Annotated in this window: 19 protein-coding genes and 1 pseudogene; 5 read left to right on the forward strand and 15 right to left on the reverse strand. The window is 63.6% G+C overall.

Annotated elements, in window-relative coordinates; translation table 11 throughout:
* Window positions 1–1,800 precede the first annotated feature (1,800 nt).
* The 4 genes from AB0L74_RS28935 to AB0L74_RS28950 form a co-directional block, all read right to left on the reverse strand.
* Entirely contained in the window at window positions 1,801–3,573 is a 1,773-nt protein-coding gene (locus AB0L74_RS28935) for a hypothetical protein (RefSeq protein ID WP_365658618.1), read from the reverse strand.
* A gap of 118 nt (window positions 3,574–3,691) precedes the next feature.
* Complete coding sequence (locus AB0L74_RS28940; RefSeq protein WP_365658620.1) at window positions 3,692–4,837, reverse strand: Gfo/Idh/MocA family oxidoreductase; 1,146 nt, start codon at window positions 4,835–4,837, stop codon at window positions 3,692–3,694.
* Entirely contained in the window at window positions 4,834–5,667 is an 834-nt protein-coding gene (locus AB0L74_RS28945) for a ThuA domain-containing protein (protein ID WP_365658622.1), read from the reverse strand. The genes AB0L74_RS28940 and AB0L74_RS28945 overlap by 4 nt, the downstream gene beginning before the upstream one ends.
* A gap of 387 nt (window positions 5,668–6,054) precedes the next feature.
* The gene (locus tag AB0L74_RS28950; RefSeq protein ID WP_365658624.1) at window positions 6,055–7,605 is read right to left on the reverse strand and encodes a condensation domain-containing protein; all 1,551 of its coding nucleotides are present in this window, start codon (window positions 7,603–7,605) and stop codon (window positions 6,055–6,057) included.
* Window positions 7,606–8,055: 450 nt separating this feature from the next.
* On the opposite strand from AB0L74_RS28950, the pseudogene AB0L74_RS28955 reads away from it, so the two are divergent.
* Both AB0L74_RS28955 and AB0L74_RS28960 read left to right on the forward strand, forming a co-directional pair.
* Window positions 8,056–8,211: pseudogene (locus tag AB0L74_RS28955) on the forward strand (IS5/IS1182 family transposase); the annotation flags it as partial.
* A 234-nt stretch (window positions 8,212–8,445) separates the two neighbouring features.
* Entirely contained in the window at window positions 8,446–9,300 is an 855-nt protein-coding gene (locus tag AB0L74_RS28960) for an alpha/beta hydrolase-fold protein (RefSeq protein ID WP_365658626.1), read from the forward strand.
* Window positions 9,301–9,446: 146 nt separating this feature from the next.
* Here the strand turns inward: AB0L74_RS28960 and AB0L74_RS28965 are convergent, their stop codons facing one another.
* The 11 genes from AB0L74_RS28965 to AB0L74_RS29015 all read right to left on the reverse strand — a co-directional run bounded on the left by AB0L74_RS28965 (window position 9,447) and on the right by AB0L74_RS29015 (window position 21,987).
* The gene (locus tag AB0L74_RS28965) at window positions 9,447–10,727 is read right to left on the reverse strand and encodes a hypothetical protein (protein WP_365658628.1); all 1,281 of its coding nucleotides are present in this window, start codon (window positions 10,725–10,727) and stop codon (window positions 9,447–9,449) included.
* Complete coding sequence (locus AB0L74_RS28970; RefSeq protein ID WP_365658630.1) at window positions 10,724–12,085, reverse strand: AMP-binding protein; 1,362 nt, start codon at window positions 12,083–12,085, stop codon at window positions 10,724–10,726. The genes AB0L74_RS28965 and AB0L74_RS28970 overlap by 4 nt, the downstream gene beginning before the upstream one ends.
* A gap of 300 nt (window positions 12,086–12,385) precedes the next feature.
* Window positions 12,386–12,622 carry an acyl carrier protein gene (locus tag AB0L74_RS28975; protein ID WP_365658632.1) on the reverse strand — a complete coding sequence of 79 codons (237 nt, stop codon included), beginning with the start codon at window positions 12,620–12,622 and terminating at the stop codon, window positions 12,386–12,388.
* 31 nt (window positions 12,623–12,653) lie between these two features.
* Entirely contained in the window at window positions 12,654–14,267 is a 1,614-nt protein-coding gene (locus tag AB0L74_RS28980; protein ID WP_365658634.1) for an ABC transporter ATP-binding protein, read from the reverse strand.
* Between the two features lie 129 nt (window positions 14,268–14,396).
* Window positions 14,397–15,014 carry a hypothetical protein gene (locus tag AB0L74_RS28985; RefSeq protein ID WP_365658637.1) on the reverse strand — a complete coding sequence of 206 codons (618 nt, stop codon included), beginning with the start codon at window positions 15,012–15,014 and terminating at the stop codon, window positions 14,397–14,399.
* Window positions 15,011–15,271 (reverse strand): phosphopantetheine-binding protein, encoded by a 261-nt coding sequence (locus AB0L74_RS28990; protein ID WP_365658641.1) that lies wholly within the window; start codon window positions 15,269–15,271, stop codon window positions 15,011–15,013. The genes AB0L74_RS28985 and AB0L74_RS28990 overlap by 4 nt, the downstream gene beginning before the upstream one ends.
* Complete coding sequence (locus AB0L74_RS28995; protein ID WP_365658645.1) at window positions 15,268–16,209, reverse strand: TauD/TfdA family dioxygenase; 942 nt, start codon at window positions 16,207–16,209, stop codon at window positions 15,268–15,270. The genes AB0L74_RS28990 and AB0L74_RS28995 overlap by 4 nt, the downstream gene beginning before the upstream one ends.
* Window positions 16,175–17,542 (reverse strand): fatty acid--CoA ligase family protein, encoded by a 1,368-nt coding sequence (locus AB0L74_RS29000; RefSeq protein ID WP_365658648.1) that lies wholly within the window; start codon window positions 17,540–17,542, stop codon window positions 16,175–16,177. Before AB0L74_RS29000 ends, AB0L74_RS28995 begins: the two co-directional genes overlap by 35 nt.
* A gap of 535 nt (window positions 17,543–18,077) precedes the next feature.
* Window positions 18,078–19,523, reverse strand: coding sequence for an AMP-binding protein (locus AB0L74_RS29005; protein ID WP_365658651.1), 1,446 nt, complete (start codon window positions 19,521–19,523; stop codon window positions 18,078–18,080).
* Window positions 19,516–20,715: a hypothetical protein gene (locus AB0L74_RS29010; RefSeq protein WP_365658654.1), complete on the reverse strand. Its 1,200-nt coding sequence runs from the start codon at window positions 20,713–20,715 to the stop codon at window positions 19,516–19,518. The genes AB0L74_RS29005 and AB0L74_RS29010 overlap by 8 nt, the downstream gene beginning before the upstream one ends.
* 186 nt (window positions 20,716–20,901) lie before the next feature.
* Window positions 20,902–21,987, reverse strand: a complete 1,086-nt coding sequence (locus AB0L74_RS29015; protein WP_365658657.1) for a hypothetical protein — start codon at window positions 21,985–21,987, stop codon at window positions 20,902–20,904.
* Between the two features lie 1,180 nt (window positions 21,988–23,167).
* Here AB0L74_RS29015 and AB0L74_RS29020 point away from each other — a divergent pair.
* From AB0L74_RS29020 to AB0L74_RS29030, 3 genes are all read left to right on the forward strand, one after another.
* Window positions 23,168–24,004, forward strand: coding sequence for a glycosyltransferase family 2 protein (locus AB0L74_RS29020; protein ID WP_365658660.1), 837 nt, complete (start codon window positions 23,168–23,170; stop codon window positions 24,002–24,004).
* Window positions 23,986–25,092, forward strand: a complete 1,107-nt coding sequence (locus tag AB0L74_RS29025; protein ID WP_365658663.1) for a leucine-rich repeat domain-containing protein — start codon at window positions 23,986–23,988, stop codon at window positions 25,090–25,092. The genes AB0L74_RS29020 and AB0L74_RS29025 overlap by 19 nt, the downstream gene beginning before the upstream one ends.
* Before the next feature lie 89 nt (window positions 25,093–25,181).
* Window positions 25,182–26,102, forward strand: coding sequence for a UDP-glucuronic acid decarboxylase family protein (locus AB0L74_RS29030; protein WP_365658713.1), 921 nt, complete (start codon window positions 25,182–25,184; stop codon window positions 26,100–26,102).
* Window positions 26,103–26,145: the final 43 nt, after the last annotated feature.

Raw genomic sequence — 26,145 nt, forward strand, 5'->3', positions numbered from 1 at the left:
GGATGCCCGGCCGGGACGCGCGCCACCCGCCGGGGGGTCACGCAACGGTGGGGCCGGCGTCATGTATGCGTCACGGTCGGCGCCGAAGAGGCGGGAGCCAGGCATGGGCGAGCACAGCGAGCGTTCGAGAGGCACCGCCGGGCCGCCCGCTGTACGGCGGGATCGCGCAAGCCGTCGGCGAGAGCCCGGCCCCGGTCCGTCGGATCGCGTACCGTCGCGGGCGCACGTCGCGGCGCGCCGACCTCGCGGGGCCGTTTCGCCGGCCGAGCCGGAACTCGGGCCAGTGATTCCCGGGCACGAGCGCCTCCCCGGGCAACCGGAACCACTACTGTCCAGCAGCCCGCCTCCAGCTCTCTATCGAACCCGGTCGGTTCGGCCAGCGGTGAGGAGCTTGGCGAGAACCAGCTGCCCGAATGTCTCGGCTTGCCCTTGGGCCGCCGCGGCCCTAGGGATGTCCCAGGAAATTCTGATCACCCGCGGTGTAAACGCGACCTCCGCCAAGGCTCGGCCACGGGCATCATTCATAGACGTATGTACGCTGAACCGGTCACTTCCGGGATCTCTGGCCAGTTCCGAGGCGTTCGCCCGCACGTTGAGGCGCAACATTCGCTGGAATCTGTCCTGTTCAGCCTTCCACGGCTTGGTGCCGGCTTCGAGCGGGGGATCAGTGAGGAGCTTCCGAGACTGAGTGACGACAGAGCGCCAGACGTTTGCTCCCTCTTCCACGACGTCTGCCTCAGGGCTTGGAGCTGAGAGGAGTATATTCACATCCCCCGGACCCATGTAAGCACGGCCGGCCGTTGGACTGGGGAGCCTATGGAGCAGCGTCAGAGGAACCTTTGATTTTGCGTCCACCCCCATGCACATCCGCCAGGCACAACCGAGCGCGGCAACAATAGTTCCGGACGTGGTCATTGTCCTGGTAACGCCGATACTGGAACCCTTCTCTGCTCGGAAAACTAGCTCGCCACTTTCTCGAGCCCTGAGTCGATCCCAGTAGTTGGATGTGAAGTAAGCTTCGAACTCATCGGGCACCCCCGCTTCGGGCGCAGCTGTTCGACGTCTCACTGCCCGCTGCGCCAGCACTACGTCGGAAAGAGACGCGACTGGAACCCGCCGCCCTGCGAGACGATCGGACAGAACTCGCGCGAAGCCCTTTAGCCCAGCCCCGTCGGCGAATACATGCGATACGGCAGCGATCACCGAGAACCTCCCGTCATCGCGCGTATAACCGAACAACCGAAGCGGCGCCTTATGTACGTCAATTTCATAGTATCCATGACGGAATCGGGTGTGAATCAGGTGCACCGCCCATGCCGGACTTCCCTGTAGGTTAGTCCATTCGACTGGAACTTCACGAAGGCTCCGACAGAGCCGTGCTTCGCCTGTGCACGTCTCGGCTACAGCCCAAAGATCCAACTCGTAGTCTGCCAGGAGGACACGCAGGGCGTTCTCCAGTGCCGATTTAGATTCAGATCCGAATTCGACTACGTCGCCGACGACCACCCATCGGTTTGGGTTGTGTTGCCAGTCATTGATCCAATTCCACTGCTGAACCTGCCCCCAAGACATCTCCATCGTGACACCAGAGTCCACCAGTCCTCCTTTGCGTGTGCAGGAAGTGCGCCTATGCATGCTTTGCCGTGCAGCGTCAGCGGCAGACCGCTTGGGCGACCGGTCGTGCGGGGGCCTGCGCTTGATATCCGTGGCCAGCCAGGGGCCGCCGCCCTGGTAGGCGAGGTCGGGCCGGGACGGGGACGCCCTGGCCCGACCGCCCGGGAACTCCAGACGTCCGGCCGACTACGGAACATCAAAGCTTTGCGGCATGGACAATGCGGTTGCCAAGCTCCAAAGCTGATATCGCTCAACGCCTCGGACCTGCTCTGGGTTACGCCTGAGCAGTTCTACGACGCGCCCGCGATCGAGGACGTCCCATGCGGGGTGATTGTTGTCGGAGTGAGCCGCAGAACGAGCCAGGTCCAGGATGGCACCAATCGGCTCGATGGGAATCCTATGCGCATTGCGTCGGCGTTCTTCGTTCATGGTGGCGCCGACCGAATTGTCTTGCAGCCAGGAGGCGTCGGCTGTCTCGTACGGCATGTTTGCCAGATCCGGTCCGAATGATTGGAGGAGTATCCGATGGAATTTTCCGTCGACATGACCGCCTCCGCCACGACCTATCATGTGCGGCCAGATCCTAGGCGAAAGATACAGGGATGCGGTGTCCTCGCGGTGGTCTCGATTCGACAGGTTCGGACCATGCCATGACGCCTGTCGCTCCAGATGAAGCACTTCCGGTATGTCGGCGAGTGCAACTCCTCGCTCGATTTGTTCACGACAGAAGTTTCGCATCCAGTCATAGATGAGGAACTTACCGTCGCTGTTCAGAAGGGGGGACGGCGACCTGGGCGTGATCTTCTCAAAGAGAGAGCCAGCCATTTCGTCGACCGTCTGCCCGGTCGGATGTTCTCCACCGAGGTAGGCTGTCCAGGCACCGCGTCCGATCTCGCCGGCCACTCCGTCGAAAAGTATCGGCAGTGAATTCACCGGCTCCAGCTCGACATCCATGATGTCCGTAAGAGACGTTGTTTGCGCTGATGTGAGTTGAAGTAGCTCTAGCACTGAGTGCGTCCGGCTGTATATCGCAGCGGTCTCACGTGTCCGGGTAGCCGAATGCTCCCAGCCCAGCATCACGGAAAGCCGTCGAGCTGCCCGTACATCCCCGGTTTCGGGATAGCCGACTTGCCCAGCATATGCGTTCGTCACTACGGCCGGCTTAATATCGGCTTTTCTCAGGATAGCGGCGATGACTCTAGAATCGCGACCTCCCGTGAGAGCCAGTTGGGTAGCCCTGCCAGGCCAGTCGGCGAATGCGCGGGCAAGTGAAATGAGGAGTCGTTTGGCTTCCGTATAATCTGGGGTAGATTTGAGCACGTCTGCATAATTAGTCCCACACTGCGCCGTTGTGACCACTCTATCGCGGGATATAGATGTCGCCGTGCCGGGAACCAGGCGTTCAACGCCTTCACGCAGAGGCTCGCCCGTGATACTCCACCCCCCTGCGAGCAATCCGGCCAAAGCTCGTGGGCGAGGTTGTGCACCGACTGGCGTGACCAGAGCAGCCATATTGCTGATCTGAATTCCTTCAGAATTTCGGGAGAAGTATACAGGAAACAATCCCGCGGCGTCGGTTTGGACATAGACTGTGTCGTTATCGATTCGGACTACGACGTAACGTCCGTCGAGATCCTGTGACCATTCCGCTGTGTCGCGCAGGTAGGTCCGCGGGTCGACCGACGTGCGACCGTCAGCTTCGCCACCCTTCCAGAGCACGGGCCTGCCGCCGAAGAGGGCAAACTTGTCCCTTTCTGTAGTCGTGTACCGCACCCCGCCCAGATGCTCTGCCGAGTGCCCGCCCCAGTGGCATGTGACCGACCCATCGGTAGACACCCAGGTGTGTACGGTCTTGTCGCTGAGCATCGGATAGCGATCAAGCCACCGCTTCAGTGTTTCGCGCTCAGTGCCATCGTGTACGTCGGATCGAGCTCGGATCGTCAAGAGAAAAGCAATCATGATCGGCTCCTACCAGGTTTCAGTTCGTTGCGTCGGGCGGGATATCGGCTCGAAGGCCAGTCGCGATCAGGGGATCGTCTGGTGTCGGGGCTGCGTTTCGGCAGGGCTCGGTAGGGCGTCAGGCCGGAGCCGCGGGGGGCGGCGCCTGGTACCGGGGGACGAGGGCGTCGCGAACCGACGGCCAGCGGGTAAGAGCGGCACGCACGTCCGAGCGGGCTTCCTCGCGCAGCGCCGCCGCGCACGCCTGGTCGAGCACGTCGTCGAGGAGCACGCGCTGTCCGGTCCGGGCCGACAGCACCGCGGCCTCCACCATCGCCAGGCTCATGGCGTTCTCGTGCACCTCGCCCATGGGCGTGCCGCCCGTCCGCAGCGACTCGACGAAGACCCGCAGCGCTCCGCCGATGCCGTCGTACGGGGAGCGGGGCCGCTCGGCCGGTTGTGCGTCGGCGACGAGAATGGGCTCGTGGTCGCCGTCCCACAGCGCCGAGCCCTTCTCGCCACTCGCCCGCCATGTGCCGTTCCACGACGTCTCGGCGCCCGGGCTGCACCAACTGCCGTTGTACGCGTAGCGCGCTCCGCCCTCCATCTCGAAGACGGCGCTCGCGGCGGCGTCGCCGCTGTACCAGCTCCACGGAGGGTTGTACGCCTGGCAGTAGGCGGAGACCGGGTCGGCGCCGAGCAGGAACCGGGCCGAGTCGAAGGTGTGGATCGCCATGTCGATCAGCAGCGGGTACGCCATCTCCTCCCGGAAGCCGCCGAAGTGCGCAGACGTGAAGAACTCGGTCGTCAGCGTGCCGATAGCACCGAGTTCCTCCATCATCCCGCGCAGGGCGAACAGCTGGGGGTTCCAGCGCCGTGACTGGCTCACCATGAACAACTCACCGGTCACCTCGGAGGCGGCCGCCAGGGACAGGGCGCGGGCCAGGGTGTCCGCGACCGGCTTCTCGCCGAGGACGGGCAGCCCGGCGAAGAGCGCGGCGGTGGTGATGGGGTGGTGAGCCGCCGGAACCGTCACGTTGACCAACGCCTGGGCGTCGGTGCCGGCCGCGAGCGCGACCGCGTCGGAGCCGACCGGAAGGTCCGGCCGGCCCAGGCCGGCGGCGGCTCGGCGCGCGACGTCCAGGTCGAGGTCGGCGATGCCGACGAGCTCGGTCTCGGGCTCGTCGGTGACGGCGGTCAGCCAATTCTGTCCCATGGCGCCGGCACCGACCACCACCACGCGCAGGGGATCGCCGGGCCCGCAGGGAATCGTCCGGTGGGTCATCGAACCGGCTCCGCGGAGGACCTGCTGTCGGAAAAGTCACCGGTGTCGTAGCGCCGCAGCTCTGGGAGGCCGCGTTCGGGCCGGTCCGTGCGAGCCCACCGCACTGCGTTGGCGATCACCCGGCGGATGTCCTTGTTGTGGTAGACCGGGTAGTCCTGGTCGCCGGGGCTGAAGTAGAAGATCCTGCCGTGGCCGCGGCGGAACGCGCAGCCGCTGCGTATCACCTCACCGCCCGTGAACGAGCTGACGAATACCAGCTCGTCCGGTGCGGGGATGTCGAAGAACTCGCCATACATCTCGTCCTCGTCGACGACGAGCGGATGCGGGACTCCCTGGGCGATCGGGTGCGTGGGATTCACCGTCCACACCAGTTCGCGGTCGTGCTCGTTGCGCCACCGCAGGGTGCAGGTGGTGCCCATGAGCTTGACGAAGATCTTCGACCAGTGGCCGGAGTGCAGCACTATCAGGCCCATGCCCGCCAGCACGTGCCGGTGTACTCGTTCCACGACCTCGTCGGACACCTCGGCGTGGGCCATGTGTCCCCACCAGGTGAGGACGTCGGTCCCGGCGAGCACCTCCTCGGTCAGGCCGTGCTCGGGGTCGTCCAGCGTCGCCGTGCGAATGGCGCAGGCGTCACCGAGGTTCTCCTTGATGCCCTCGGCAATCGTGGTGTGCATGCCCTGTGGGTAGATCTCGGCCACGTGCTCATGGAGCTTCTCGTGGCGGTTCTCACCCCACACGGTCACATGGACCGGGGACGGGGACGGTGCGGAAAACGTCGTCACAGTGGTGGTCTGCCTTTCTCCGAAGTCACTCAGAGGGCGGGGCACTTGACTGCTCCGCCGGTCACACCGGTGGCGATGTGGCGCTGTGCCACCGGGAGAAGCACGAGAGCCGGGACGAGGCGAGTGTCACGGTGGCCATCACCGCGTTCCGGCCGCTCACGTGGGTGCGGAGTTACTGGTAGAAGCTGAAACCTACGGGGTGGGGTCGCCCCTTCTTGTGGTGTAGGCGATCAACCAGCGGTCACGGTGCGGGCGTTGGGTAGTGCGGCGGTCCTGTCGGAGCGCTCGGCCTTGCCGCCCTCCCCTCCATGTCGAGCGTCCCCCTCGGGCCGGCCGACTGTCTGGTGAAGCTTCTACCCATCAGCGCCTCCCGGTCCGGGTGAGCCCGGTTCCCGCCACCCCACCCGCCGGCCAGCCGGGGCAGGAGGCGACTCACAGCTCCGCGGCAACCGCGATGTCCGGCACTACCAGAGCGGGATCTTCTTTTATGCGATCCGCCATGTACCGACGCAAGTCTTCTTCTGTTACGTCTCTTTTGTTCACAAGGATCCGCGCCCTCAGTCCGGACGGTCCTCGATCACTGTCTCCGAGGTCCACCGAGACGACCGCCGGATGCTCGCAGAGCACAGTGCGTACCAGATCACGCCTCACCCAGTTGCCCTGGCGCATCGTAATTCCGGAGGGCTTCTCGAAGTTCAGTGTCGAGAGATGCTCCGCGGCTACGGTGTCCGCGTCCACGTCGCCTTCCACCAGGCATTCGAGTACCCGCTCTATTTCTTCAAGAAAATCCTGCGGGTCGCCGGCTAAGAGTCGGTCGGTCCTGACAAAGACCTCTGAACTCCCTGGATCCACGTAGAAATCAAGACCGCGGCAACCTGCGAGGGTCCTGCTACGAATCACGCGAGGAGCTTCGGAGCGGGCCTTCGCGTTCGGCTCCTGAACGTAGTTGAACGTCACCTGATTGCGGTATTCGAGTCCTCGCTGCCGCATCTGGGTCTCCTTCATATCCCAGTACTGCAAACGGGAGGAGTCGCCGTACTTGACGACGTCGAGAGACGCCCCCATAACCTCTGCCGCGAGTTCACGAAAGCTTCGCCCTGCTGACAGGTCCAGGAGCACGGGAGACGTCGAGCTAAGATGCCCTACAATTCCAAGTCTGCGCCTTTCGATACGATTAGAAACAATTATTTCGAACAGGCATCGACGCTGGCCGGAGGCCGCAGAAAGGACTACCGTGAAGATGGCCAGCCAGAGCGATGGCTGCCATATCCGCATACGGCGTGCGACGCGATCGGCACAGTCAAAGGCTCTGTGGGAGAACAGCGACGCCTCTAGGTATCTGGGCTCCGTCTCCACCATGGTTCCCGGGAAGACAGCCTGCGGTCCCTGCGCGAAAATCCGGGCGGCCCGTTCCAGCGAACGCTCGCTACGTTGCTGCCCGGCAGAGGAACGCTCCTCGACTGCCAGATCGGTCGGCTGATAGGCCGCGGGCAGACGGGCGGCCCTGCCCGCCAAAAACTCCTTTATCTCCGTGATGAGCAACTGGATTGCGTTGTGATCGGCGGTGATGTGGTGCATGGCCAAGACCAGCGCATGTCCTCTGGTCGGTGTAGTCACGATGACCGCTCGGAATGGGGCCTCTTCCGTGAGAGAGAACAAATCCGCCTTTAGTCGTTCCGTCTGGCGTGCCGCCTCGTTTTCCACTTCATCATCGGCCACGGGGACGATCTCGACTGCCGGCGACGGATCGTTTCGCACGTACTGCGTTGGCTCGCCCAGAGGGGAGAGGCCATAGACCGTTCGCAGACCCTCGTGCCGCCATCGGACGAAGTCCAGGGCTTCGACGAGGCTTTTGACTGCCACCGTGCTGTTGAAAAGTTCCACTCTGGACAGCAGCAACTCAGGGGCAAAGGGATAACCCTGCCACAGGGTCCACATCTCCTCCTGGCCCCAGGTCATTCGTTCAGCCTTCGTGACAGCCATGCCACGCCCTCCCACTGGGTACTGATGAATGTCGGCGATCGGCGGCGCAGTGTGAGCTGGTCACATGCCACCCTGTGGTTTCGGTCACCGCACGGCAAGCGCTTTCCCTTGTTTCTGATTATCACAGCTGGACGACTGAAAGGGAAGAGACCTGCCAGGGTCCTTGTGTGAAGTTGATCGGCCCGGTTCACGCAGGGCTGTTTTGAAGCTCTGATTTGAGTGGACGAACTCTCAGAGGGCGCTCAGGCAGGTCAAGCCCACTATGCGACGCTCGCCCCGTCCTGATTCAAGAGGCTTCATAGGCGGCGAATGGCGCTCTGAAGGGCGGATGCCGGCCGTCCGTCTCGTTGGCTTCTCTAACTCGAAGTCCGTTTGGTTTGAAGTTGCCGTGGAATCACCCAGTGAACGGCGGAACCGAGCTCACCGCCTCGCTCGTGATCACGTCGCGCCGTGAGTGAGCGCAAGCGGTACGCCAGCGACCCGTCCGACGCCCGATGGGACCTGACCGAGCCGACTTGACGGCCTGGAGCAAGGCTCGACTCGACCGCAGACCAACGGGCGGCCGGCCAAGGTGGTTTGCGGGACGTCGTCAACGCGATCCTCCACGTGATGTCAGAGATCCAAGTTCCCGCACATAGAGCCGACTCGGACGAGACGCGTCTCCCGCACCGTCGGGTAGCTCCCCGCCGGTCGGGACAAGGGCGCGACGCCGGCCGGACACTGATCCCCAGGTCACGGGCTGAATCCGCCTCGCCGGAGCCCTTGTTGTGACGTGCCGAGAAGTCAAGCGGTGTCATACACCCGTTGAGGCCGTTCGTGATCTCTCCTAGGATGGCCCGCATGGCGACCGAGATGCCTTACCAGCCTCTTCCTATTCATCAATCAGACGTCCGCTATGCCCATGGACCCGACTCCGTCGTGCAGCCTGGTGTACCCGCCGGGGAGACAATCGAGTTCGAATGGACTGACAGCGCTATCTACCCGGGAACGTTACGGAAGTTCTGGGTGCATGTGCCCGCACAGTACGACCCCTCGGAGCCGGCGTCGCTGATGGTGTTCCAGGACGGATGGTGGTACCTGGACCCCGAAGGGGAGGTCCGCGGCGCGATCGTGCTGGACAATCTCATCCACCGCGGTGACATCCCGGTCACCATCGGCGTGTTCGTCGACCCGGGTGTCTTCCCAGATGCTGAGAATCCGAAGAACCGCAATACCGAGTACGACGCCTTCGATGACCGGTACGTCAACTTTCTTCTGACAGAGATCATCCCTGAGGTCACGAAGCGCTATTCGATCGCCGAAGACCCCGACCGGTGGGGCATCTGCGGTGGCAGTAGCGGCGGCAACTGCGCCTTTACCGCGGCGTGGCTGCGTCCGGACAAATTCCGCCGGGTGATCGGCTACTTGTCCAGCTTCACGCAGATGCCAGGCGGCAACCCCTACCCCGACCTCATCCCTCGGGTCCCTCGCAAGCCGCTGCGCATCTTCCTGCAAGCCGGCCACCGTGACCTGCGCTGGAACGAGCCCGAGCGAAACTGGCTCGCCAACAACCTCCGCGTCGCGGCCGCGCTGGCAGAAGCCGACTACGACTTCCGCCTCGTCCTGGGCGACGGCGGCCACAGCCCCAACCACGGTGGTGTCCTGCTTCCCGATGCCCTCCGCTGGCTGTGGCGGTCGGACGATCGCCGGAACTGACCGGTGGGTTGAGGCGCGGCGGTTCGGTGGCGGCGGCCGGTCCCCGGGCCGCCCCCCGAACCCGGCATGCCGTCGGGTAGGCCGGCCGGCGGGGTACCCGTAGCCCAGCCCTGTCCGACGCGCCCCACCGAACCGGACGTGCGACATCACTGTGACGCCACTCGGCAAAGCAGATGCGCTTCACGCACGGCCTCCGAGGCGCCGTCGGCGCTTCCGAACAGCTGGGAGAGCCGCAGGTCCTGGCGCGCGATGAGCGTTGCCCGGTTCTCCGCGAGGCCGGCCAGAAACTCCCGCAAGTGATCGACGGCTGCCGTACGCGCACGCGCTCCCTCGCGCAGATCCGCGATGACGGAGTCGAGCACGTTCGTGGTCATCTCGCTCAGGTCACCAGTTGCCGGTGTGGCGCCCACGTCGATTCCAGGGAACGCTTCGGCGTGGCTGCCGCGCAGACGCTGCAAGATCGACGCGTGTGCGTAGTGTTGGATGGGGAGTGCGAAGAACGGCACGCCGACCGCCCATGATTCGGCGATGGAGGTGATGCCGGGTGGTGCGGCAAACACGGCCGCCCGGCTCAGATCGAGCATGAAGTCCTCGTGGCTGTGCCACGGTTTGATCTCCAGTGATCGGCGGCCGCCGGCCGACAGCGTGCCGAGAAGGTCAGCGTTGCCGCCGACACGAGTTCCACTTCCCTCGAAAGCAGTTCCCTTGATCGCATCGGCAATCGTGTCGATGACAGACTGCGCCCATCCTGTCGCGTATGACTTTTTAGTGAATTCGTTCGACAGTCCACTGACACTGACTATCAGGGCAGGTGAATCACCGCGGAGTCGCCTTGCCGTCGGCACGCGGTCGATGATCGCTCCGATGGGTTTTGCAGCGCAAGCATCGCGCGCTCTCGATCGCGTTGGCTCCGCGTCGCCGCCGTAGCGTTGGTAGCACACCTGGGTCGCCACTCTGTGCGCAACATACTGTGCCTTGTGCATCGGGAGATTGACGGCTTCTCGCAGCGCGCCATGACGCTGCTGCCGCGAACCGTCGGTGAGCCGGTGGATCAGTTGCTCTTCGGGCCCCTGGAAGTCTGCGATCTCGTCGGGCCAGTCCCACATCCAGAACAACGAATCAACATACAGGCACGGCACCTCTTCGGCGGCCGCCGCAAGCGCAAGTGACGGCTCCATTACGGAGATCACCAGGTCGTGTCCGCGCACCTCCTCAGTGAGCACGTCGGCGTCGTACCGTGCAGATGTCGAGATGGCGCGGAATAGGCCCGCTTCCCGAGTAGCGGCGGAGTACGCTGTGCCGATTCCCGTAAAGTAGGCCCTGACCGCATGAGTCTCGGTCAGCTCCCGCGCAATGGCGAGCGCCTTCGACGAAGGGCCGAAACCATAAGGTTCGGCTGTCAGCAGTATCCGGCTGTTCGTGTTCAATCTTCCTCCCCAGTTCCGGTCACTACGGCTCCCGTGTGTTCTGCAAGGGCGACCTGGTCTACCTTCCCGCTGCTCCCGCGCGGCAACTTCTGGACCGTGACGATGCGGATGAGTTCGACGGGAAGATTCAGTCGCTCGGCGAGTTTGGTCACTAGCGGCTCATTTGATGAAAGTCGGTCCGCTGTCTCCAAGCACACGGTCACCAAATACGGGCTGGTGAGCGCCGCGGCGGAGCATCTGAAGACGCTCTCGGCTTCTTGACGTACGTCGCCCAGGTCGATCCGGTACCCTGAGACCTTCCGTATCTCGTCTGCCCTGCCGCTGATCCAGAGCCGCCCGGCGACATCCTGCCGGCCCCGGTCGCCCGTATCGAGCCAATCGATCAGATCCCGTGGAGATGCCAGATCGCCGGAGCTTTGGCTGTAGCCCGCCATGATGTAAGGGCTCGCGACTTGGATCCGGCCCTCCCGACCAGCCTGTTGTTCCACGCCATCTGAGTTCACCACACGTATGCGCACCCCATGGATTCCCCCGCCAACGGTGCCCCAGTTCTTCTGTTCGGTATCGGACGAGCTGATCGCAATGCGCGGTCCGGCTTCTGTTTGTCCGTACATCAGATGCAGGGAAGCACCGACGCGGGCGGTCTCACGGTAGAGCTCGGGCACCAGACGCCGGTCGACTCCTCCGCCTGCGAACATGACTCGTCGCAACGTTCTCGGCATCATGGAGCGTCGTAGTGCTGTGACCACCAAAGGCGCAGAACTGGCCGCGAAGGCAAGACTCGTTACACCTTCGTCGCGAGCGGTCTCCCAGAATCGCTCGCTCGCGATCGAGTCGTCGAGGCACACCATGGTCGCGCCGGCAAGCGCGTGTGCGAGCACGTTCGACAACCCGTATGAGTAGGCTGACGACAAGGTCGTCACGCCGACGTCGTCGTCCCTCAGTCCCAGGTTCGCGGCCACCGAGGCAGCGTTTCCCATGATGCTCTCGGCACTCAGCGAGACGTACTTCGGATGCCCGGTGGAGCCGGCGGTCGGGAGCGTGACCATGCGATCCCGATGAACCGATGCCGCGCGGCGTCCCTGTCGGCGGTGGAGCGTGCCCCGTTCCCACACGTGCGTTGCGCCGAGCGTCTCGATCGCGTGCTCGCTCTGTCGTCCGTTCAGGCTGTCGACGAGCACCATCGGCACGGCTGCGTCGAGTAGCCGAAGGACCGCGGCCACTTCGTCCAGGGAACGTCCCGCACGACAGACCACGAGGGCGCGGGCACCGTCGTCGAGGACCCGGTGCCACTCCTCCTCGCGCGGCACCCGGAGTAAGTCCGCCAGCGCCCAGGCGTGATCCGTCGACGGAGCCACGAGAGCGGAGCGATACCGAGAGCATCTCGACCGGATCTCACCGGAAGGTGGGCCTGGCTGCATTGTTCTCACCCGCTTGACATGTATGTGGTCGGTTGGCCGTGGCAGGGAATCAACATCTCGCGGACGCGGCGCGCCGGCCGTCACCGGACTCGAGCGCAGAGCCGGATTGGGTCGCCCCCGCCGTCCCCATCAACGCGTCCGGCAACATCTGCGCGAAGCCTGACACGGAGCGGGTCGCGTCCCCGAGATGCTTCTGGGGTACCTACCAGGCAGCCGGCGTACTGGATCAGGATCTGCTCACTCCGTTCGAATCGGGGGCGCGTCAGCTGCCAGTTCGTCGACCAACTCCGAGATGGTCTCGGCCGTGATGAGCCGTTCGACGTCGACGGGGACCCCGAGCACGGCTTCGAACTGGACGACCAGTTGTAGCGCCTGCAGTGACGATCCACCGAGACTAAAAACATCATCGGTCGCCTTCAGGGGCCGTCCGTAAACCTCTTCGATGGCCCGATGCAGTTCACTTCGTTTGTCCACCCGATATCCCTCACTGTTTTCCGCTGTATCGCTAAAGACTCAGCGTCTGTTCTCGGAAGAGGCGTGCGAAGACGCCGTTCCGCTGCACGAGTTCATCGAAACCGCCCTGTTCAACGATTCGCCCTTCGTCCATGACATAGATTCGATCCATGCGGCGGAGAGTCCATGCCCGATGCGACACAATGACAGTCGAGCGCGTTCCGCTCGTACGGCGGAGTTCTTCGAACAGTTCCACCTCAGTCTCGGCATCTATCGCTGAGGACGGCTCATCCAGTATCCATACGTTCGCATCACGCAGATAGACACGCGCGAGAGCCAAACGCTGCCATTGACCACCTGAGAGACCCGCTCCTCCCCAGACCTCACCGAGCTGTGTCTGTTCACGATCATGGAGTTTCTCGACGAAGTCAGCAGCACGCGCCGCGCGAAGGGCAGAGTCAATAGCGTGGGAGTCAGCACTTTCCGCACGTCCCAGTCGCACGGACTCCTCCACAGTGACCTCGTATTTCCCGTAGTCCTGTGCCATTGCGCCAAACCCACGCAGCCACCACTCCTGCGCCGCGGGCTGAACCGGACGGTCATTCGCAAGTACAGTCCCTTTGGCAATGGGAACGAGCCCGAGCAATGCGTTGAGGAGGGTGGTCTTCCCCGCGCCGTTCTTCCCGACTATCGCGATCATCTCTCCGCGGGAGACGTGCAGCGTCGCCCCCTGGACCGCAAACTTGCCATCGCCGTACGAAACGTGCACGTCACGCATTTCGATCTTATCGATCTCCGGGTTCCCCCAGGATGCCGGTGCGCTCGATTCGGCTTGCGGTCGATCGAGAAACTCTACGAAAGCGTCGACCGTCGGAACGTACTGGATAATCGTTGATATGTGCGACCCGCCCTGAGCGACCGCGTTCACCGCGCCGAACACTCCGTACACGGCAGCGACTGCCGCCGGTTCAAAGCCAACACTTGAGAAGACACTGAAGATGGCCAATCCGAACAGAATTGCGCTCGCCCCCGCGGAAATCCCAGTCGCCCGGAGCCCCGCGCGAATCGGCTCCTTTCTTACGGCGCATATTTCAGCTTGCGCTTCCTTCTCGAGTTGGCCGATGCGGGTCATCGTCCCGAAAGCGGTGAGCTCCAGGAGCGCGGAACGGCTGCTCAGCGTTTCGCGGATGTAGCGCTCGCGCCTGTAGATGCGGCCCAGACGAAGCCACGTACTCTTCATTTCTTTGCTCACATAGAGACCGATCACCAATGCCGGCACGATACTCAAGGCGGTGAGAGCACTCGCGATCCAGCTGTATTTGGCCATCGTTGTAACGATTCCGATGGCACCAAAGATCGCTTCCGCGGCCAGCAAAGCGTCTATGTACATGCGAGATATGTAATCGACAACTGCTCGGCTGTGACCCTCGATTTGAGAGGCGAGGTCCTCAGCGGCGATCTCGGCTGGCGTCAGCTGCGACGCCCGATCCGCGAGGCGTGCTTGCAGGGCGGCGCACGTATCGAGTTGCACGATCTCCGCCACGAAGTCGCGAACCGATCGAAGGGGACCTATCAACCCGACGAGCAGGACGATCAACGCCAAGGTCACCGCCACGGAGCCAGAATCAACGCGGTCGGCGCTGAGTTGTTGCAGCAGCGAAGCCATGAGGAGCACCTGCGCGCTTGGAACACAAGCGAACAGCACAGAGAACATCGCGACGGCCGAAGAGGGCCAGGGTGCCGCCTGAAAGCTGGAACGAGAGATACACAGGCCGGATCTCAGCAACGGTCCTCCTTAGTCTTTGTGGGCCAGTGACAGCGCGGGAGAGGCCCACTCATCGAGCACCGTGTAGGTCGCACCGAAGTCCCGTCCGCATCGCGCGATGGGAAGGACCGTTGTGAGAAGTTCGCCGCGCAGCCCCGTGCCGGCAGCTTTGCTTGCCGCCTCGCGCGAAGCCCAGCGTCGTGCGAACTCGCCGTAGGTGCTCTTGTCATTGGTTCGCGTGGTCAGATCCGGCGCGAATTTCCGCAGCACCGTCAGCGAGACCCTCCGTGGCATCTGGATATCCACGCCGATCCGGCCCTCGTTCGGGGAGATCGCGACAGCTGCCCAGCGTCCGTCATAGGAGAAGGACACGGATCCGATGTGCGGCGATGACAACGCCGGCGCACCATTGGCATCGTGCTCGACGCCAATAGAGCACGGATCGGCAACTCCCTGACAGCGCAACGCAATGTGGAGCAACTCGGCGCGGAGCTCGCTTCGTCGCGATCGCGACGTGGCCGAGCCACACGACAGCCGGCCCACCACGACGTGGCACGTGGATGCGCCGATGCCGGAGCAAGTGATGACGGTGCGATTGACGAATCGACGGTTTGCCGCCTCGAACCGCGGGTCACCCGATTCGGTCACGACGAGATTTTTTCATTATCGAGTAGAGCCACTGTCGCGGCGTAGAGAGTTCCCGCCGTCGCGAAGGTGTCCCAGTTGAGCATCTCGACCGGAAATTCGACATCGAACCGGGTCTCGATCTCTGCGACTAGCTCGACCAACGACAGTGAGTCCAGTCCTGCTTCCTCCAGGTTCGTGTCACGTTCGATGTCCCCGGTCAGTCTCACCAGGAATTGCGCGACGAGGCGGCTGAACGTATCCCACGGCAAGCTCTTCACTCTCCACCTCCGAAATTACCCATGCTGACGAGGATTTGTCGGTCACCTTCGAACGGCATACGGCCGTGCATGTGTTGCCGGTTATCGATGACAAGTACGTTGCCACATTCCCAACGCGGTTTATCGGCGAGACGTATCGCGGTCTGCTTGATCAATCGAAGGTCGTCTATATCGATGGTGGTGCCGTCCATGTAGGTGACAGAGTGCGGGGCGGCGTCGGGCCCGAACATCCTCGTGAAGACAGATAGCTGTCGCTGATTCATGCTCATGCCGATGTCCCATTGATCGGCCTGGTTGAACCAGAGCGGCTGGCCGGTACGGGGGTGGGGGCGAACGGCTTTCCGGTCCCTGTCAATGCGGAGGGCTCCGTCGGGCTCCCACCAGTAGCGCAGCGATCGCTCGTCGAGGTACTTCTCGCATTCGGATCGGGACTCTGTTTGGAACTGCGCCATCCAGGTCTTCCCAGGACGACGCTCGTCGGCTGGGAGGAGCTGTCGGTACCGTACGCCGAGCTTCTCGAAGCGCTTGGTGAGTGAGTCGGGAAGCTCGGAGAGCAGCTCCCCGGCATCGCAAACGGGCGTTTCTCCTCCCACGGACGGGGGATTGACGCAGACGAATAAAAGAATTTCCGGAACCTGGGTCTCGTAGGCGAGCTCCTGGTGCAGGCTCAGTGTTTCCTTCTGCGGATATTCGGTCGAGGTGTAGACGGTGTCGGCGACCTTCGTCCGTGGTGAGTTGCCACCAATGTATTCGACTGTGTGGATGCCGGCCGTCTCGCAGATGCGGGGCAGCCATTCCTCCGGCGTTCCCCGGTGCCTGACGTTCTCGAACAGGAGCGGGCGCGACAGACGCTGTCCCTCGTCGTTCCAAGTGTCGCGGATCAACTCTCCGACGGCGGCACTGTCAAGTGCCTTCGCATGCATGATCCGTGCTTTCATTGCTTCTCCCTCGTCGGCTTCGTGCACTCGTCCTGTCGAGCAACTGCCTCAACTTGCGGCGATCGACTTTGCCGTTCGGGGTGGTGGGCAGTGCCCGTACGGCAAGCCATCGCCGTGGAATGGCCAGCGGTCCGAACAGTTCACTGATCACAGGTCCCGCGCGGCGTCGCAACTCGTCGACGCCCGTCTCGTCGCTGACGACTACAACACCCAGTTGAGGGCTCTGCCCGCCATCAGAAGAGGTCTCGATGGCGACTGCTTCCTCCACATTCGTCGCGCGCTCGATCGCGCGTGCGAGTTCGTGGAGGTTTACGTTCTGTCCTTCGATCACGACCTCGTCGTCGGTTCGTCCCATCAGGAAGACATAGCCGTCCTCGTCAATTCGGGCTCTGTCTCCCGCGCTTCTGAAGGGCACGGCCTCTGCGGAGGCTCGGGAGAGCGATCTCATGAAGAGTTCACCGACCTCGCCCGGACGGTCGAGGACTCGGTTTCGGCTGTCCCGGATCTGTACCTTGGCCCAGACTGGACGGCCCGACGTACCCGGGCGCTCCAGTTGTTCCACTCCGTTCGCGAGGAGCACGCCGATACCCTCGGTTGTGGCGAACATGTCAAACACCCGTTCAGGTGCCAGTGCGCCGTACCAGGTGTCGCGTGCGGCCGGGCGCGTCGGCCCGCCCGTCGTCACCACGGTTCGAAGGCTTCGGGGTTTCCACGCGTCCTGCCGGATGACGGAGGCGAGTGCGTGGAACTCGGTGGGCGGCAGCAGGGACCAATCCGCACTCAGATCATCGAGGGCGCGCGCGACGTGTCGTGGCCGGAACCGGCTGGCGACGATTGCCGTGATTCCCGACTCGAGAGCGGAATAGAAAGCCCAGACGAACGCCGAGTGTGACCACGGCCCGCCCACGTACATGCGGGAGTTCCGCCCTAGACCAGTCATTTGATACGCGGCCGGCAACGGGTTGAGTTTCCCGACCGGGACCTCGCCGACCCGGTGGGTTCCTGTGCTGCCACCGCTCGCCGCGAACAGCCGTCTCCCCGAAAGGTGCGACGTGAAGGTAGTGAATGGCAACTCGTGGCGCGGCCGGCCCGGTTCTCCGTTCTGTACTGAGATGGTGCCGGTCGAAATCGGCGGGCTCGTGGGTACGTCCGGCCCCCAGGACGGGGGTGTGTGGTACTGGGCCGGCACCACTGCGGCATGACCGTCGTGTTGGTAGGCGGCCAGCAGGTCGACGATTCCCGGGATGCCTCGACGTGGCGTCACCACGAGGGTGGGCGCACCACTCACGTCGGCACCGCGCCATTCGGCGAGACGCTTGCTCGCCTCGCGCATGAGGTCCCCCCATGACGCTCGATCGCCGGTTGCCGCGTCTATGACTTCTGGAGGTCCGCAGTCGTTCATGTCATTGCCCCGCCGTAGGCGGCCAACAGGCCCGTGAGGGTCGGTTGCCCGGACGTGTCTGCCTGGATCCGCGCTTTCGCGGTACGCGGGATGCCCCCTCTCCACCTCGGGACGCTCCTGGTGAACACCACGGCGAACGCTCGCTTCCGCTCCGCGGTCTTCAGGGATCGGACGGTGAATCTGCCGGCCCCTGGATCCCGGGCTGGTTCCGAGGCGTTGGCCCGTACGTCCAGCCTCAGGGTTCGGCCGCAGCGGTCCTGCTCTGCGGTCCCACCTGCCGAGCCGGTTTCCGGCGGGGGGTCGGAGCCGAGCAGCCCTGCCTGGGTGATCAGGGAGCGCCCGAGGCTGGCCCCGGCCGCGGGTCCGCCCACCCGAGGGTCCGGAGCACCAGGCACGGCGTCCCCCGCAGGCACCAGTTGACGGATGCGGGCCGGCTGCCGCGCCTGACCCCACGACGACCCTGGCGTCACCATGCGCTTCCCGTGCCCTCGCTGGCGAACTTCCGGAGCCGTACCCTGTCCGCTTTACCGTTTGGCGTCAGGGGCAGTTCGTCGATCCGGGCGATTCGACGAGGGACACGGTCCGTGCCCAGTATGTGGCCGAGCCTCACGAGGAGATCGTGCTGGGTGACTCGTTCGTCCGCTGACACGAACAGCGTTGACTTCGTGCCGGCCCGCGGCGGGACGCAGACCACCCCTTTGACGCCGTCGCAGCTCAGCGCCGCGGCTTCCACCTCCTGCACCGACACGCGTTGCCCTCGCTCCTTGTATGTGTCGCCCATACGACCAACGATGTGCAAGCGACCGGAAGAATCGATGTACCCGAGGTCTTCTGTGGCGAGCTCTCGCCGCCCCGAGTACACGGGGAACTTCCGCTCTGTGAGTTCGGGATCCCGCCAGTAGCCGGTCGAAAGATTCGGACCGCGAACATGGATCTCCCCTACCTCGCCGACGGGGAGTTGATCACCATGTTGGTCGCGGATGACGACGGAAGTACCTCTCAAGGGTCGACCGACGCTGGTGGGGTCGCATCTCCATTCGTCAGGTTCGGAAATCGAGACTCGTTTACACTCGGTTACCCCGTACATGAGCACGATCGAGGCACGAGGGAAGGCACCTGCTATCCCGGCGAGTACTCGGTGATCCACCGATTCTCCGGTGAACGTGACGAGGCGTACGCGATCGTCCTCCCCGGACCGGTGCCACTTCGACACGGCAGCGCGGGCCATCGACGGCGTGAGCACAAGCACCGTCGGACTGGCGTGGCGAATGGCGCCTCGCAACCACCCGAAGGGGTCGGTCGCGTCGCATAGGACCAAGGTGGCCCCCGTCGAGAATGCCAGGAAAATCTGATACAAACCGTAATCGAACGAAAGTCGGATCGGGCATGCGATCCGGTCCGTCGTGGTGTAGGCCAACCGCTCGCCGATACGTTCGGTGCAGAACTCGACCTGATCCGCCTGGATCATGACGCCCCTGGGCTTTGCAGTGGAGCCCGACGTATACATCAGGAGCGCCAGGGAACCGGTCCTCGGGTCCCGCTTCGGCCGGGCCGACGAGCTCGGCTTGTTCAAGGCGATGCGCGTCTCCCCGTCGAGCCGCATACGCACGTCAGCGTCGTTCTCCGTCACGGAGCGGCGGTGATCCGGCCACACGGAGTCGCAGGGGACGGCGACCGCGCCGGCCGCCATCACGGCCAGCAGATTGACAACGTCCGAGCACCGTTGGCGGATGACCACGGAAACCCGGTCGCCATCGACCAGCCCAGCCTTGGCGACGGCGGCACGGCAGGTGTCGATCATCGACGCCACGGTCAGGTACGAGAGAGTCTCCCGCCCATCGTCGAGCGCCGGCGCATCTCCACGCTCTCGCATCGCCGCGAGGAGACGTTCGAACACAGGCACGTCACTCATGACGCGATCCCGGGTCTGAACGCCAACCGACCCCTACGACATATACGGCCGCAGGTGTACCGGCACGCGTAGTCGGCAGGTAACCCGTCTCCGTCATGCCGAAGACGTCCACAAGACAATCCATCGGGATGGTGCGAGCCTGTTCGACGTCGTCAAGCTCGACGATGGTCGCCCCGCCGGCTGCTAAACGCTCGGCTAACCAGATGGAGCGGGAGGCCCGCCGGTCCTGCGATCTGGCCTTGAAACCCATCCCGAGAACCCCGATCGTCCGTTCGCGGAGGCCCGTGAACCGACGTTCGATCCGGTCGGCGACCCACGCCTCGTACTCGTCCGATATCGCGGTGGCCGTAGCAGCCAGATCCAGCATCCCGTCAGGGGTCGCGTCCGAGAGCATCCGTGTGTCCTTCGGGAGGCACGGGCCGCCGACGAAACCGGCCGCGCTCAGGCCATACGTGCGTGGATAGTCCTGCCGCACCGCTCGTCGGATGACCTCGTATGAACAGTCGTATTCCGATGCGAGCATTTCGAAGTGATTCGCGAGCTGAAAGCTCATGTATCGGTATCCATTGCAGATCAGCTTCGCTAGTTCCGCTGACTCCCAGTCGGGGAGACGAATAACGTCGATCCCCATCGTGTTGAAGAACTGCTCCGCCCGGTCGACCGCCCGTGCCGGGCCGCCCAGTAGTTGCGGAATCGAGAACAGTTCTCGCTCTACCGCTCCCTCAAGCGAACGCTCGGGGGCTACCACGACGTCCAACTCCGAGGGTGCGATCGTATCGAGGATCGACGTCAGCCTACGTGTCGTACCCGGATCAGCTGTGGTGCGAAGGACCACGAGCTGCGAATCGGTCAGGAGCGAAGCGATCTGTTCGACGAGCTCGAAGAGACTGCCACGGGTCACGCCCTCGGGGCCCTCGGTGCCGATCGTGATAACCACCACGTCCGACCCCCGAACGGATTCGTAGGAGCACGACACGTCCTTCACGTTCAGCGCAGGACGCTGGGCCCATCGATCGCGCCACAAAGTAACCTGTTCGACGTCCCGGTCGATCACGCTGATATCGAAGAAGGGTGCAATTGCCGTCACGAAGTCGGCGCCGATCGCTCCGCAACCACCGATCACGACCACACGTCCGAACCCTGAGGGCACGTCAACTCTCCGGAACGACGGTGAAACGGTCGTCTGCTTCATAGGCTCCCCTTCTCTCAAGCTGCTCTGACCCACGGGATCACCTCGTCTAGGATTTCGGTGAGCGGGACCGTCGCGCTGAGGCCAAGAAGACGCGCGGACTTTTCCGTCGTCGGCATTCGCTGTTCGTTGTTACCGGAAAGCCGTTCGCCCCGGTCGGTAAGGTCTTCACGAAATCTCCGGTAACGCTCATTCGAACAACGACCGGTAAGCTGCGAGCACGCGCGTGGCATAGCTACGCCAGGGCTCTCCAAGGCGCCCGTCAAGGAGCGCGGTCGGCGTGGGAAGCGGCTCGGGCGAAACCAGGCTGAACGCCTCACGCATTATCCCTTCCGTCATCCCGCCCTCGTAGAGATTGAGAGCCGGCCTTCCCACCTCGTCCGCGTAGTCGATCGCCGCCCCGCGCCGCGGCATCCACACTGGTGTGCCCAGCGTCATCGCCAGTCCCGAAACGCCCGACTTCACGGATTGGCTGGTCGCGATCAATACAACGTCCGCCGCCCGGAAATAGACCGCAACGAGTTCATCCGGGATACTTCGGAGATCGAGGGTGAAGAGGTCTGGAGCGAGCGCGGCAACTTCCTCGATTTCGCGGCGAAGCGCGATGTCGGTGACATTTCCGGCCACGACAAGGTGCACTTTCTCGCTCGTCGCCAAGCTGAACCTTCGAAAAGTAGTCATCAGACTCGGGAGGTTCTTGTATCTCCGCACCACACCGAACGCGAGCGCAATCCGTTTATCCGGAGGGAGTCCGAGTCGGGCTCTTGCGGAACGTCTATCGATTCCCTCGGACGGATAGGCTCCCACATAATTCATATTTCCGAGATGCACGCGTCTGGTCGATATCAGTGCAGGATACTCGTCGATGAATTCGTCAGCCAGAGAGCCATTGCTCACGAGAAGCAAGTCACAGATCTGAGAGAAGTCTCGAAGAAAGCTCGCGGTGACCTCACCGCAGATCGGCTCGTGCGGGCGGACGTTGTTCGCATCCCAGACCAGCCTCGTGCCGCGCCGCCGCGCACTCGTCAGGGCGCTCAGCACCGCCCGCGCGCTCCGGCGTGCGGCGAGAGTCCCGCGGTCTCGAGTTATGACCCATTCTGGCCAGTGCACGTGAATAACGTCATAGGCACCAGCCGCGGCGGAGTCCAGCGAGAATGGAGCAACGCTTACGCCGTCGATATTCTTCTCCAGCTCGCCGAACAGCAGCGAAACATCGACGTTGCCAGCCGTATAGGCGTGATAATGCGGTGACGTCACAACAAGCGTGTCAGGCAACTGACTCTCCTAACGGTCGCTCTTGCCTATTGTTATCACAGTAGGCTGCATATACCTGTTAGAGATCGCTATCTGAGTTGACTTTATGCAGGCTCAGAACAAAGTGTCGACCTGATTGTGCGATGTGTGCGCTTGCCTCGGGTGGTCGGCTGGAGTCGTAGGAGGCTGCTTTCGCTGTGGCTAGCGGCCACGCCAGTTTCTCGTCGCGTCCTGGGGCACATTCCCGAATCTTTGATGCCCACACCAGAAGCCTCAGGATCAGACAGAGAACCAGGTGCATACCGGTGGATTGCCGATGCACCCAGTCGTCATCGAAATCCGATTTCGAAGCGCTTCGACTCCCAGACGCTAGTCCGTGAACTCGACATGACGCAAGAGGAGTCGAGGGTCACATTCAAGCCATCGGTGGCTGGTTTTAATGGTCTTGGAGATCCTCTGAGGGCGACGACTCGGTGGTGAACTGGACATAGCGGGAGCATCTGGCGCCTAGTTTCCGTACGGTACTATCGCGCACCAACCAGGCTCATCATAATTGCCGGCCGCTTGATGCGTTGACGTCGGCTGCCCCGTGACCTACCGTCGCTGTGCCACATTCGATGCGCTTCGATACTTCGACAGTCCCCCCTGTACGGATGCCAGTTCCTAAACGCAGCGGGTTGCTGTCGGCACCGCTAGATCCGGGACTGTGACGCTCCATCGACTGGATTCACGTGGGGAGGTGCTTTAGGCCGCCCCTCTGGGCGTCTCCGCACTCAATAACCTTTCGGCGGCGCGCTCACGTCTGTCTGCTGGGCAACGCGTTGGCGCTGCGCATCCCGAGGAGCAGTGCGTTTGCGCCGGCCTGAGCAAGCAAGCCGCCTTCGCCTCCGCGGCACGGGCGGCGAGGGTACAGACCGCCGAGCTGGCCGACCTCAGCAGCTTACAAACCGGGTGAACATCCCGCATATCGCCCACGATCGCGTGCAGGCTGCCGACCTGGCGAAAGGTACGTCCTCCTGAACCGGTAGAGACGACGAGTGGAACGCTGCTCCGAATCAATGCAAGGAGCCGGATCCGCGAGCACACATGCGCGCGGATGACATCCACCGACCGAGGCCTCACGTGGCCGGCAAGTTTCTATCCAATCATCCACCGGTGAGAATAAGGGGGATTCCTTATGGCCAGGACATCACCTGTGCACGTGGTCAGCGTCGTAGGATCCCAGGACGCCGCCCTGCTGCCCCACTTCGTCGAGCACTACCGAAGCGTGGGTGTGGATTCCTTCCGACTCATCTGCCATGCTGAGGCCCCGTCGGACGATGGCTACGTTCATTTGCGCGACGCATGCCGGGCGGTCGGTGTAGAGCCCCTGCACTCGCATTTCGGGCCCTGGCGCGACAGGTTGAACCAGAAGCTGAAGGCGTATGCTATGAGCCGTCGGCCGGATGACTGGTATGTCGTGGCGGACGTCGATGAATTCCATGTCTACAGCCATCCCCTCCATGAACTCCTGGAAAAATGCGAGCGCGCAGGAGCCGACCATGTGAACGGCTGCTTCCTGGACCGGGTCGGGGCCGGCGGCGAACTGCTGGAGGTGGATGCGACACCGCTCTGGCAGCGCTATCCGCTCGCCGGCGCGGTCAGTGCGGGCATCTCCAAGGCGCTCCCGCTCAAGACGGGGGTGGCACGAGGACGGGTCGAACTGTTGGTCGGACATCACGGAACCGTAGGCGGACACGGGCTGCCCCGGGCGGAAGGCTTCATTCAAGTCCACCACTTCAAGTGGACCGAATCGGTGGTGCGGCGCATGCGGCACCGGGTGGACTCACTGAGCCGGGGACGTTGGCCGGTGGAGCACTACGCCCTGATCAGGGAGGCGAAAGCCGCGTTGGCCCACCTGGAGGCGCATGAGGGACGGATCGACGTCGACGACCGGGGCCTGAGAACCGCGCCGTGCGGCCGTAACTACGCCGATCACCCGCTCTGGGACGAGATCGCCGACGAGGCGGAGGGGTGGGCATGGACTCTCACATACTGATCCATGAGCGGATCGAGCGCGCGGCGGACTCCGGTGCTCTCGACCTGTCCGGGTTGGGGCTGAGCAGCCTCCCGGAGGAGGTCCGCGCTCTGCGGGAGCTGTCCTGGCTGGACGTCGCGGACAACCACCTCACCGAACTGCCCGACTGGCTCGGCGAGCTGGGGTCGCTGACCTGGCTGGAGGGCGCCGGCAACCGGCTCACCCGGTTGCCGGAGTCAGCCCGCCACCTGAAGCGGTTGACCCTCGTGGATCTGAGCTGTAATGAACTGACCGAACTGCCTCCGCAGCTCACCGCGCTGCCGTCCCTGGTCCGGCTGAGACTCGCAGCGAACAGGATCAGTGACATTCCGGAGGACGGCCTTCGCCTCCCTCGACTGACCTCACTCGACCTGCACCGCAACCGGCTGAGCGGCATCGCCGGCGGTCTGGCGGAGGCTGTGGAGCTGTCGGTTGTCGACTTCGGCGGTAACCGCTTGACCGAGGTTCCGGACAGCTTGCGCGAGCTGTCGCGCCTCTCAGTCGTCCAGCTGGCCAACAACCACGTGCGCGAGCTGCCCGAGTGGCTCGGTCGTCTCGACGGGCTGACCAAGCTGGTCGTCAGCGGAAACGAGCTGCGGACGTTCCCGGAAGCACTGTGTGGCTTGAGTGAGCTCCGGCGCCTGGACCTCGGAGGCAACCAGATCTCCGCCCTTCCCGAGCGGCTCGGTTCACTGCGCTCGCTCACCTGCCTGGACGTCAGCGACAATCTGCTCCGGGACATCCCCGGGTCCTTGCCGAGGCTGCGCTGTCTCACGCGGCTCGACCTGCGCGGGAACCGCCTGAGCACCCTTTCACCGGACTTCTCGCGGCTGAGGGGCCTCACCTGGCTGGGGCTCAGCTCCAATCCGCTGCACAGGCTGCCCGAGTGCCTCGGCGAGCTGAACGACCTCGTGTGGTTGAAGATCGCCCATGCGTCCCTGACCTCTCTACCCCGATGGCTGGACGGATTCACGCGGCTGGTCGAGCTGGAAGTCGAGGGCAATCCCTTCGACATCCTCCCGACCCATGTGGCCGGTCAGCGGCTGGAAGACCTTGCACCTGCACTGTGATTCATCGTTTACCTCAATCCCACATCGGACGGGACGGTTCTGTGCCTTTGTCGACGCTTGAACTTGATGGAGACCGTCGCCACGTCGTCGTGACCGGCGGAGCGGGGTTCCTCGGATCTCACCTCTGCGAGCGGCTCCTGGACCGCGGATACAACGTGACGTGTATCGACAATTTCGTCACCGGCTCCCAGGCCAATCTGGCGCTGTGCCTCGAGAACCCGCGTTTCACGCTGCTGGAGATGGACGTCACGGAGAAGGTCTGGTGTGAGGGCCCGGTCACCGCGGTAGCGCACCTCGCCTGCCCGGCAAGTCCGCAGGACTACCTGCGAATTCCGCTGGAGACGCTGAAAGCGGGGTCCCTCGGCACTCTCAACGCTCTCGCCCTCGCGCAGGAGAAGGGGGCGAGACTCCTGTACGCCTCGACGAGCGAAACGTACGGGGATCCGGAGGTTCATCCCCAGTCGGAGGACTACTGGGGCCGGGTGAATCCCACAGGCCCGCGTTCCGTGTACGACGAAGGCAAGCGCTTCGGTGAAGCCGCCACCATGACCTACCTTCGTCACTTCGGGGTGTCGACGTCGATCGTCCGCATCTTCAACACCTACGGCCCCCGGATGCGCACGGATGACGGCCGGGCTGTCCCGACCTTTGTCACACAGGCCCTGAAGGGGGAGCGCCTCACGGTCAACGGCACCGGCGGACAGACACGCTCCTTCTGCTACGTGGACGACCTGATAGCCGGCCTCGTGCTCGCGCTCGAATCGGAGCACCCAGGCCCCATCAACCTGGGGAACCCGGCAGAGGTCACCATTTTGGAACTCGCGCGCACGGTGGCGAAGTTGACAAAGGTGCATGCCGACGTCACCTACTGCCCGGCCATGCAGGACGACCCGGTCCGTCGCAGGCCGGACATCTCTCTGGCGGGCGAATTGCTTGGCTGGTCGCCGACGGTGTCGCTGGAGGAAGGGCTTAGCCGGACGATCGATTGGTTCCGCACCGCCGCACGCTGAGGCCGGGGCCCCAGCACGCCAGGTCGCTGGTCCGCGAGGGCGC

Origin of the sequence: Streptomyces sp. NPDC052020, from assembly GCF_040680575.1 — a bacterium.
Classification (GTDB): Bacteria; Actinomycetota; Actinomycetes; order Streptomycetales; family Streptomycetaceae; genus Streptomyces.

Excerpts from the sequence above, each read along its gene's own strand:
- AB0L74_RS28935 (WP_365658618.1), bottom strand. The coding sequence starts at position 3,573 with ATGATTGCTTTTCTCTTGACGATCCGAGCTCGATCCGACGTACACGAT.
- AB0L74_RS28940 (WP_365658620.1), bottom strand. The coding sequence starts at position 4,837 with ATGACCCACCGGACGATTCCCTGCGGGCCCGGCGATCCCCTGCGCGTG.
- AB0L74_RS28950 (WP_365658624.1), bottom strand. The coding sequence starts at position 7,605 with ATGGCTGTCACGAAGGCTGAACGAATGACCTGGGGCCAGGAGGAGATG.
- AB0L74_RS28960 (WP_365658626.1), top strand. The coding sequence starts at position 8,446 with ATGGCGACCGAGATGCCTTACCAGCCTCTTCCTATTCATCAATCAGAC.
- AB0L74_RS28980 (WP_365658634.1), bottom strand. The coding sequence starts at position 14,267 with ATGGCTTCGCTGCTGCAACAACTCAGCGCCGACCGCGTTGATTCTGGC.
- AB0L74_RS28995 (WP_365658645.1), bottom strand. The coding sequence starts at position 16,209 with ATGAAAGCACGGATCATGCATGCGAAGGCACTTGACAGTGCCGCCGTC.
- AB0L74_RS29000 (WP_365658648.1), bottom strand. The coding sequence starts at position 17,542 with ATGCGCGAGGCGAGCAAGCGTCTCGCCGAATGGCGCGGTGCCGACGTG.
- AB0L74_RS29005 (WP_365658651.1), bottom strand. The coding sequence starts at position 19,523 with ATGAGTGACGTGCCTGTGTTCGAACGTCTCCTCGCGGCGATGCGAGAG.
- AB0L74_RS29010 (WP_365658654.1), bottom strand. The coding sequence starts at position 20,715 with ATGAAGCAGACGACCGTTTCACCGTCGTTCCGGAGAGTTGACGTGCCC.
- AB0L74_RS29025 (WP_365658663.1), top strand. The coding sequence starts at position 23,986 with ATGGACTCTCACATACTGATCCATGAGCGGATCGAGCGCGCGGCGGAC.